Source organism: Stenotrophomonas sepilia (genome assembly GCF_003244875.1).
GTDB classification, from domain to species: Bacteria; Pseudomonadota; Gammaproteobacteria; order Xanthomonadales; family Xanthomonadaceae; genus Stenotrophomonas; species Stenotrophomonas sepilia.
Map to the genome: position 1 here is coordinate 26,197 of NZ_LXXZ01000027.1, position 9,128 is coordinate 35,324.

Here is a 9,128-nt window from a genome sequence, read left to right on the forward strand (position 1 = left end):
GATCAACTGGACTGGATGGCCACGTCCTGGACGTGCTCGCGATAGCCGTCCTGGGAAAGCCGGTAGCGCAGGCGCAGCGAATTGCCCGGCTGTGGCTGGAACGGCAGGGTGAAATCGGCATCCGGGTACAGGCTGTGCGAGAGGTCGTGCGGCGTGCAGACACCGGCGGCCGTACATTCGGCCGCATGGACGATGCCCACGCGCAGGGTGCCGCTGTTGTGCAGCGTGTTGCCGCGCACCTGCAGGTCGACCACGCCGTCGGCGGGCACCACGTTCACCAGCGCGCCCCACACCAGGCTGACGCCGACGTCGGCGTGCGCAGCGTCGTCGCTGCTTTCCAGTTCAGTGCCTTCCGGGCCGCGCACACCTTCGAAGTACACGCGGTATGCGGTTTCCTTCTGCACCGGCTGCAGGGGGATCAGCCGGATCAGGCGATTGCCACCGCCTGACAGCGCGAACTTTCCGGGCGTGATGGCAATGGCCGAATCGGCAACCTCGATGTCCTGCTCCTGTTCGCGGGGCGTTGCCGGGTTGTCGATGCGTCGAAGGCTGGCCTGTACATACTGCGGGCGGGTGGACTGCGAGTAGACGCGGATCTGCGCACCCCGCTTGGCATCCATCGCGGTTCGCATGGGATGGATGGACAGGTTGGCGTGTGCTGATGGCGCAAGCAGCGCACTCAACGGCAGCATCCAGACGATCAGTTTGTTCATGGCAGGCTCCGTGTGGGATCAGGGTTTGGCGGTGGGTACGCGCAGTTCCACCGTCAGCTCGCCCTCGTAGAGACCGGGGCGCTTGCTGGCGACGGGGGTGGGAGGTGTCAGCAATGTCAGCGGCGTGGGCACGCAATAGACCGGCTGGCTGATACCGGGCAGCATGACCAGGCGCAGTTCGGCGCTGTCGATGCCATGCAGCAGCTCTTCCACGCCATGCCGCATGCGGATATCGCGCCCGCCATAGTTCAGGCTGACGTGGTAGTCCAGGCGCTGGCGGTCGTCGCTGCCACCATCGCGATGCCAGACCGCGAAGTCGCTACCGGGTGGCGGGCGCGGCCCGCTGTCGCGCACGGTGACGCCGAGGAACTCGCTCTGCGAGCCGAGGCCGTCGTAGAGGCACATCTCCAGCTGCTTGCGGCCGCCCACCATCTGCTTGATGGGGTCGTAGCGCAGGTCCATGTTGACCAGCGGCGCGATGGTGTCGAAGGCCGGGAAGTAGATCGAGATCGCGTCGTAGTCGGTGACGGTGAAGTCGAAGTTGAAGGTGGCTGTGGCGACGGGTGCTGCGGCGGGGTCGGCCTTGATGTTCAGGCGCATCGTGGCCTTCCAGTGACCTGCGACGAGTCTGGAGAGTGCTGCAGCGGGAAGCTGAAGGCTCGCCCCAGTGCCCGCTGGCTGACCCGAAGCGCACTGGAACCAGAAGGACGCATTCAGACGCCTTCTAGCCGTGTCCCAGTAGTCACTGGCGCAGATCCAGTCCGACATGACCCTCTGCAGGTAGCCCTCCGCTCGAAGCTCAGTACGCAGGCCGGTTCTCTGCTCTACGAACAGCAGGGCGACGTTACTGATGCCAAGCGACTGTCCCGGCTCACCCTCTACGGCGCATTTCCCAAATTCATTGTCAGAAGCAGACCCGCAAACCACATGCATCTGCCCATACTTCAGCGCCAGGTCATGACTGAATCCCAACACCGTCCGCGGCGCCCACAGCACCACGTCACCCGGCACGGCCGAGCGGTCCCACGACATCACGATGTCCCGGCTCTGATCGGTGGGATGTGTCTCCGGCGGCCACTGCGCCCATGCCCGTGGCATCAGCACGGCCAGCGCGCACACCAGCATCAACACGAACAACACACGCCGGCTCATGGCGTTCCTCCTGCAGCAGCGGTCTGGGGCGTGGCAGCAATCAGCGCGCGTTCCTGCAGCAGCCGGGTGACGCGGGCCTGCTGGCGGATCTCCGCCGGCAGCTGGGCTATGGCCAGCGGTTCGCAGCGCACGGCGCCGACCAGCAGCACCACCTGGCGGCGCTCGCGCACCTGCAGCGGGCAGTGCAGCAGGCGGTCGTCCTGCAGCAGGTAGAGCGTTGTCTCGCGACGCGGGAAGTCGGCGACGAAGCCGCCATTGGCGCTGGTGCCGGGTACCGGCGCATTGAGGATGCGGGCGCCGCCCAGCGGCACGCCGGCAAGCGTGCGGGCGGTGCCGATGAAGGTATAGGTCACTTCGATCGGCACCGGCATGCGCATCAGCCGTCCTGGCGCCAGGAACATCGGGCGCGCACCGCCTGCGCCGCTCACGCGGATGGCGGCCATGCTGGTGTCGATGCTGGCGTCCTGCAGTTCGGCCCGGTGCGATTGGTAGGCGGCCAACGGCAGCAGCCGGCGCTCGCCGATCTGCAGCCGTTGCCGGCCCGCGCCGCTCACCTGCAGTTCGGCCGCCACGCCCTGCAGGTCCAGGTCATCGGTGGCGGCTACCTGTACCGCCAGCCCGGCGTCGGCGCCGGTGCCTGCGCCCCAGTAGGCACCGCGCCGGCCCAGCGCGAAGGCCGAGCTGTGCGTGCCGCTGTAAGCGGTCTCGCTGCGGCCATGCTGCTGGTAGTACGCCACGGTGGCGCCGGTCTGTCCGTAGCGGTTCTGCAGCTGCCCGCCCAGCGATGCACTGTAGCGGTCGTTGTTGTTGGCGCGCAGCTCGGAGGTCAGCTCACGCAACTGCGCGTCCACCTCCTGGCGATAGCTCTGGCCGACGCTGTAGTTGATCTCCGGCCGCTGGTGCTGCGGCTGGCGCATGTCCACCGCGTAGCGGCGCTGGCCGTTGCCAACATGGCTGCGTTGCAGGCGGGTGAAGCTGACGTTGAGGTAGATGCCACGGTCGCGCGTGCGGGTGTCACGGGCACTGTCGTGGCTGTGCTGCTGCCACAGGCCCAGCCGCGTGGAGACGCTGAAATCCTGCCAACGATGGCTGCGGCTGAAGCTGGCCTGCCAGGTGCGGCTGAGCTGCGGCTCACGGTGCGGTTGCAGCGGTTGCGGCGGCAGGAACGGATCCAGTGGCGCCAACGGATCATCGTCACCGGGACGGCTCCAACCGGTGCGCCAGGTCTGGCGCCGGGTGTACCCCAGGTACGCCGTACCACCGGCGATCGGCAGCGAGACCGATCCGCTGAGCGAGTTGGTGCAGCCCAGGCGGTCCCGTGCATCGGCCTCGAACTGGCAGGCCTTGCCGCGCATGCGCTGCTGGTAGATGTTCCAGGAGGCCTTGCGCCGGTATGACAGCTGATGCTGCTGGCCGTGGCTGCCATCGCTGCCGCGCATGCCGCTGAACGTTGCGCGCATCTCCTGCGTGGCCAGCACGCGGCGCAGGTCGATCCGCAGTTCGCCATAGCTGTGCCCGCCCAGGTGGGCGACGCCCGCAGTGGCCGCCAGATCGCGAGCCAATGGCACGCGCGTGCCGGCCACCGTTACCTGCTCACCATCGAAGCGGTCGCTGCGGCGCTCGTTGCGGCGGCCACCCTGCACGAACCACTGCCATTGGCTGTCGGTCCAATCGCCGCCCTTGTCAAAGGGGGCCTCTTCGGTACGCACCAGCACGCCATCCTCGTAGATGCGCATGCGCACCAGGTAGCTGCCGAACGGGAAGTTGCGGGTATCGATCTGGTTGATGCCGGCCTGCAGGTAGTAGGTCTGCAGCAGGCGCTCGCCGTCGAACACGTCCACGCGCGCATCGCGGGCGAGCAGGACCGTCAATGGCGAGGCCTGCACGGCAGCATCGCTGTCCACGTAAGCCTGGGTGGTGCCCACGCGGGCACCGTCGAAGCGGTCCAGCGGCAGCATGCTGAAACCGAAGGTGCCGCCCTGTGGGCTGGACAGGTTGCGGCGGTCCATGCGCCCGGCCTGCAGGTAGTACTGCTGGCCCAGGTCATGGCGGTAATAGACGTTGTCGAATTCGAAATGCGCATCGCCACCGTTGCTGCGGTAGCGCTGCTGGGTGAAGTACCAGTCGGCGGACATATGGCCCCGCTGGAACAGGCCGAGGACGCCGGTGCCGCGCGCACTGAACGACTGGTAGTCGCGCCCACCGGTGAGGTTGAGCACCTGCTGGTGCAGGAAAGCGTTCTCGGCATTGCTGCTGAGCGCGTGGAAGCGTTCCGCGGCGGGCTCGCCACCGATCCACTTGCGCGCCACGAACAGGCGCACGGCGCCCTCGCCTTCGTCATACAGCGCGCGCGCGGCCGCAGGGTCTTCCGGGGGATCCAGATAGCCGCAACCGGCCTCGGCGCCACCGAAGCGGCAGGCCAGGTGGCTGTTGCGTGGCAGCGGCTGCGACAGCGCCGGCAGCAGCGCGGCCTGCGCCTCGGCGGGCAGGTCCAGTGCCTGCAGCACGCGCGCGGGATCTTCCAGCTGCACATGCTCCAGGGTGACGCGCACCGGCGACAGCCCGGCCGAGCGGCCGAACAGCCGGATGTCGAGTTGTTCGGTCTGTCCTTCGACCAGATCTTCGAAACCGGGCGGGACGCCGCGCGCGGCCGCCAGCGGAGTGGACAACGCCAGGGCGAGCGCGACCGCCAGCCGGGTGACGGCGGGGGCGTGTGAGGTCATGGGGGTACCGCTGGAGAAGCGGCCGGCCCGGGAACCGGGCCGGCGCGGGGATTACGGCGAGGTCGCCTTCTGGTTCAGCACGACGTTGACGATGCCGCTGTAGCGACCCTTGGTGGTGATCGGGGCCGGGGTGGCCTGGGCGATGGTCAACGGCATCGAGATCGAGGCGCCCGGGGTCGAGCCGGCGCCGGTGAACAGGTCGACTGCCTTGTATTCGATGGCGGCGGCACCCAGTGCGCGATTGTTGAGGCTGATGGTCATCGGCACGGTGACGGTGCCGGTCTCATTTGCGAGGGCAAACGCACCGTCGATGCGTGCCTCGATATCCGCGGTGTCATCATTGGAGTGAATGCGCACGCGCTGCGTGTCCGGAATCAGGCCGCGCAGCGGATCGTGGGTCAGCGTGACCAGGTCCGGCAACGGGGTGCCGTCATCACGCAGCAGTGCCAGGGTCGGGTCGACGTCGGCATAGACGGAGATCTTGGTTTCCAGCGCGTGCGCGGACAGCGAAGCGGTGGCCAGCGCTGCCGCGAGCGCGGCCTTCTTGATGATGGCGTGCATGGTTGTCTCTCTCGGACAAAGGGGGAATATGAAAGCTCCCCTCCCCAAGGAGAAAAGGGAGGGAAGCATCGCCCGCGGGGATGGGTGCGGGCGACGGAGAGAATGTTAGAAATCCATTGCCATGCAGGCCATTCAAGCATTCCTAAAACGTTGAACGTTAAGGGGAATTCTTGAATTCGCTCAATGTTTGAGGGTTATGCAATTTCCCTCATCGGTTCAATGCAACAAACCTCATTGCATTGAATTGGTAGAGCCGAACCCACGCTCGGCTGCCGTTCGCTTCAACCTGCAGGCACGACGGTGACGTGATCGACATCGATGTCGGTGGGCTTGAAGCGATGCGTGTCGACCTTGCCACGCAGCTCGACCACGGTGTCGGCACCGATGGCCTGCGGCGGCAGGTCTTCGTCATCGATCTCGACCTCGATCTGGCCGCTGGCATCACGGAACTGGTAGCGCTCGTCACCGATCTTGGCGATGAGGGTGCCACGCAGCACCACCGGATGGTCATCGCGCTGCGCACGTGCGTCAGCGACGGTGCTGGCAGCGGCCCCTGCCCCCGGCCCGGTGTACTGCGCAAAGGCCTGCGGGCTCAGCAGGGCCAGCGGCGTGGCGATGAAAGCGATGGCGATCAGTCGGTTCATGGCGTTCTCCATACAGGGATCAGTACGCACAGGTTCTATCGCCTTCGACGTGATACCCATGCAATAGATCCGAAAAGATGTGAATGCGACATTCATTGTCAGAACGCGTTCAGATCCGGAAGCGGGCTCTTATCGTGCGGACCAACGTGCCGCAGTCGGCATCCGCCGAAGACGATCAGGACAAAAAAAACGCCCCGCGGATGCGGGGCGTTCTCAGCACAACCTGCTGCGGGCGATCAGCCCTGGTAGTCGCGCACGTCGCTGCCGGTGTAGACCTGGCGCGGACGGCCGATCTTCATTTCCGGATCGACCTGCTGTTCCAGCCAATGCGACACCCAGCCGGAAGTACGGCCCAGGGCGAACATGACGGTGAACATTTCGGTCGGGATCTGCAGCGCCTTGTAGATGATGCCGCTGTAGAAATCGACGTTCGGGTACAGCTTGCGGGCGACGAAGTACTCGTCCTGCAGCGCAGCCTGTTCCAGCTTCACGGCCACGTCCAGCAGCGGATCCTGCACGCCCAGCTGCTTGAGCACCTTGCTGGTCATCTCGCCGATGACCTTGGCGCGCGGGTCGAAGTTCTTGTAGACGCGGTGGCCGAAGCCCATCAGGCGGAAGCCGGAGGTCTTGTCCTTGGCCTTGACCACGGCGGACTCGACGTTGTCGGCGCTGCCGATCTCTTCGAGCATCTTCAGCACGGCTTCGTTGGCACCGCCGTGGGCCGGACCCCACAGCGCGGTGACGCCCGCAGCGACCGACGCGTACGGGTTGGCACCGGTCGAGCCGACCAGGCGCACGGTCGAGGTCGAGGCGTTCTGCTCGTGGTCGGCATGCAGGATGAACAGCAGGTCCAGTGCCTTGACCACGTCCGGGTTCAGGTCGTACTGGCCGTCAGCGGACTCGAAGGTCTGCTTCAGGAAGCGGCTGACGTAGTCCAGCGAGGTATCCGGCTTGTTGGCCGGCAGGCCCTTGCCGTGGCGGTAGATCAGCGCCGACAGGGTCGGCACCTTGGCGATCAGGCGCACGGCGGCCTTGCGGCGCTGCTCGGCGTCGGACAGGTCCAGCGAGTCGTGGTAGATGGCCGACAGCTGCGCGATCGCGGCCGCCAGGATCGCCATCGGGTGGGCATCCTTGGCAAAGCTGCCGATCAGGGTGTTGATCGACTCATCGACGTTGGCTTCGGCGGTCAGCTCATCGGTGAAGGCCTTCAGCTGCTCGGCGCTCGGGCGCTCGCCGTTGATCAGCAGGTAGGCCACTTCGACGTAGCTCGACTTTTCCGACAGCTGTTCGATCGGGTAGCCGCGGTACAGCAGCACGCCCTTGTCGCCGTCGATGTAGGTGATGGCGGACTTGCAGCTGGCCGTCGCGGTGAAGCCGGAATCGTAGGTGAAGAAACCCGTTTCCTTGGTCAGCTTCGCGATGTCGACGCAGTCGTTGCCAAGGGTGGGTTTGATGACGGGCAGAACGACGGACTTGTCGCCGGCGTTGAGCGTGACCTGATCAAGATCGGACACTGTGTGCGCTCCTTCATGGGAAGGCGCCTGCCCAAGCGCATTGGTCAGGCACGTGAATGACGTCCTCGGCCTGTGCCGGGGATCATGTCATTATCGCACAGCAGCATTTGTCGGGTGCTAGACGGAAGTCGTATACGACAGGCGGCCAGACACCGGCCGTTGAGCGGCCCGGATCGGCAAAAGCGTTGTCACACGAACGCAGTGTTCCGTCCATCCAAACGCCCGTTGGGTTGGCGTTGGGGAAAAACAAACGGCCGCGCAGAGCGCGGCCGTCGGTTCGAAGCTGGATCGACAGATCAGCGCGCGTAGCGCTTCTGGAACTTGTCGATACGGCCCGAGGTGTCGATGACCTTGTGCTTGCCCGTGTAGAACGGGTGCGAAGCCGAGGAAATTTCAACCTTGACCAGCGGGTATTCGTTGCCGTCTTCCCACTGGATGGTTTCCTTCGTCGCCATGGTGGAGCGGGTCAGGATCTTGAAATCGGAGGTGACGTCATGGAAGACGACGTCGCGGTAGTTCGGATGGATATCGGCCTTCATGGGCTCACACCGTAAATGGGCTGGTGGTCAAGAGCGGCATTATAAGCACCGGTTGCCGCTCGGGGCAACCGGTGCGGGGCAACGGACGTCAGTCCGCGCCCAGGGCCTGGCGCACCAGGGCCTCGAAACGCTGCTGGTCGTAGGCCATCAGCAGATCGCAGTTGTCCGGCTGGCCGGTCTGGCGGTTCCAGTCGACGATGGTGGCGCCGCGGCTGAACGTGCCATTCAGCTCGACGTTCAGCGGCCGCGACTCGACCTGCAGCTGCCCTTCCGGATTCAGCGCCCACGCCATGGCCACCGCATCGGCGGTATACCAGCGGCCGCCCTTGGCATCTTCCGACAGCGCGCGGGTCTTGCGCGAGATCAGTTCGTAGAAGCGGGCGCGATCGGAATCGGCCTGCAGCCATTTCTCGGCGTCCTCCAGCGGCAGGCCGTGGGCAACGGTGGCCTCCCAGTCCGACACCAGCAGGTGCTTGAACGAGGTGAACACCACGTGCGCGGCTTCCGGATCGAAGGCAATGTTGAATTCGGCTGCCGGGGTGATGTTGCCGTGGCAGGTAACCGCACCGCCCATCACCACGATGCGCTTGATGCGCTGGGGCAGGGTCGGGTCCAGCTTCAGTGCCAGCGCCAGATTGGTCAGCGGGCCCAACATCACCAGCATCAGTTCGCCGGCGTGTTCGTGCGACAGGCGCAGGATGGCCAGGGCCGCGTGCTCGGCCTCGGCCTGGCGGCTCGGCGGCGGCAGGTCCACGTCGCCGTAGCCATCACGGCCATGCACGTGGGCAGCGTCAACGGAGGGGTGCAGCAGCGGATCCGGGCTGCCGGCAAACACCGGTACGTCGGGGCGGCCGACGATGTCACAGAGCTTGAGGGCGTTGCGGACGGTGTATTCGAGGCCGACATTGCCGGCGGCGATGGTCAGGGCGACCACGTCGTGCCGTTCATCGGCAAAGGCCATCAGCAGGGCCAAGGCGTCGTCCACACCGGGATCGGTGTCGATCAACAGGGGGATCTTGTGGGTCATTATTGCCGTCTTCAGATCGGCAACGAAGTGTGGACCGGGATGATGACCGTTGCAAGTACGGCGGTTGGGGTTCTGGCAGGGCTGCGCCCTGCACTCGCAGAGGCAGGAGCAACGGCAACGGCAAAAGCTGGTTTCCTGAGCGATGGCGGGGTGGGTCCGGTTGCGGGGGACGCTGCAAGTACGTCCATGTAAGCTCGGTCGCCGCATCCATGCGGCTCACGCCCCCGCAACCGGCCCCACCGCGCCTTCGCCCGG

At 65.8% G+C, this 9,128-nt stretch carries 8 protein-coding genes; all 8 read right to left on the reverse strand.

Annotated features, from left to right (window positions below; genetic code table 11):
* Nucleotides 1–2 precede the first annotated feature (2 nt).
* The 8 genes from A7X97_RS04120 to A7X97_RS04155 all read right to left on the reverse strand — a co-directional run bounded on the left by A7X97_RS04120 (nucleotide 3) and on the right by A7X97_RS04155 (nucleotide 8,873).
* Complete coding sequence (locus A7X97_RS04120) at nucleotides 3–713, reverse strand: pilus assembly protein (RefSeq protein WP_065197144.1); 711 nt, start codon at nucleotides 711–713, stop codon at nucleotides 3–5.
* Nucleotides 714–731: 18 nt separating this feature from the next.
* The gene (locus A7X97_RS04125) at nucleotides 732–1,865 is read right to left on the reverse strand and encodes a CfaE/CblD family pilus tip adhesin (RefSeq protein ID WP_088497524.1); all 1,134 of its coding nucleotides are present in this window, start codon (nucleotides 1,863–1,865) and stop codon (nucleotides 732–734) included.
* Nucleotides 1,862–4,588 carry a TcfC E-set like domain-containing protein gene (locus A7X97_RS04130; protein WP_072168461.1) on the reverse strand — a complete coding sequence of 909 codons (2,727 nt, stop codon included), beginning with the start codon at nucleotides 4,586–4,588 and terminating at the stop codon, nucleotides 1,862–1,864. Before A7X97_RS04130 ends, A7X97_RS04125 begins: the two co-directional genes overlap by 4 nt.
* 51 nt (nucleotides 4,589–4,639) lie before the next feature.
* Nucleotides 4,640–5,149, reverse strand: coding sequence for a CS1 type fimbrial major subunit (locus tag A7X97_RS04135; RefSeq protein ID WP_088497523.1), 510 nt, complete (start codon nucleotides 5,147–5,149; stop codon nucleotides 4,640–4,642).
* Between the two features lie 281 nt (nucleotides 5,150–5,430).
* Nucleotides 5,431–5,793, reverse strand: coding sequence for a NirD/YgiW/YdeI family stress tolerance protein (locus A7X97_RS04140; protein WP_111007626.1), 363 nt, complete (start codon nucleotides 5,791–5,793; stop codon nucleotides 5,431–5,433).
* Nucleotides 5,794–6,029: 236 nt separating this feature from the next.
* Entirely contained in the window at nucleotides 6,030–7,307 is a 1,278-nt protein-coding gene (locus tag A7X97_RS04145; protein WP_061480588.1) for a citrate synthase, read from the reverse strand.
* 296 nt (nucleotides 7,308–7,603) lie between these two features.
* Nucleotides 7,604–7,846, reverse strand: coding sequence for a type B 50S ribosomal protein L31 (locus A7X97_RS04150; protein ID WP_005410871.1), 243 nt, complete (start codon nucleotides 7,844–7,846; stop codon nucleotides 7,604–7,606).
* Nucleotides 7,847–7,934: 88 nt separating this feature from the next.
* Nucleotides 7,935–8,873, reverse strand: a complete 939-nt coding sequence (locus A7X97_RS04155) for a nucleoside hydrolase (RefSeq protein WP_005418952.1) — start codon at nucleotides 8,871–8,873, stop codon at nucleotides 7,935–7,937.
* Nucleotides 8,874–9,128 lie beyond the last annotated feature (255 nt).

Coding starts and splice junctions, on each gene's coding strand:
- A7X97_RS04120 (WP_065197144.1), bottom strand. CDS start 713: ATGAACAAACTGATCGTCTGGATGCTGCCGTTGAGTGCGCTGCTTGCG.
- A7X97_RS04125 (WP_088497524.1), bottom strand. CDS start 1,865: ATGAGCCGGCGTGTGTTGTTCGTGTTGATGCTGGTGTGCGCGCTGGCC.
- A7X97_RS04130 (WP_072168461.1), bottom strand. CDS start 4,588: ATGACCTCACACGCCCCCGCCGTCACCCGGCTGGCGGTCGCGCTCGCC.
- A7X97_RS04135 (WP_088497523.1), bottom strand. CDS start 5,149: ATGCACGCCATCATCAAGAAGGCCGCGCTCGCGGCAGCGCTGGCCACC.
- A7X97_RS04140 (WP_111007626.1), bottom strand. CDS start 5,793: ATGAACCGACTGATCGCCATCGCTTTCATCGCCACGCCGCTGGCCCTG.
- A7X97_RS04150 (WP_005410871.1), bottom strand. CDS start 7,846: ATGAAGGCCGATATCCATCCGAACTACCGCGACGTCGTCTTCCATGAC.
- A7X97_RS04155 (WP_005418952.1), bottom strand. CDS start 8,873: ATGACCCACAAGATCCCCCTGTTGATCGACACCGATCCCGGTGTGGAC.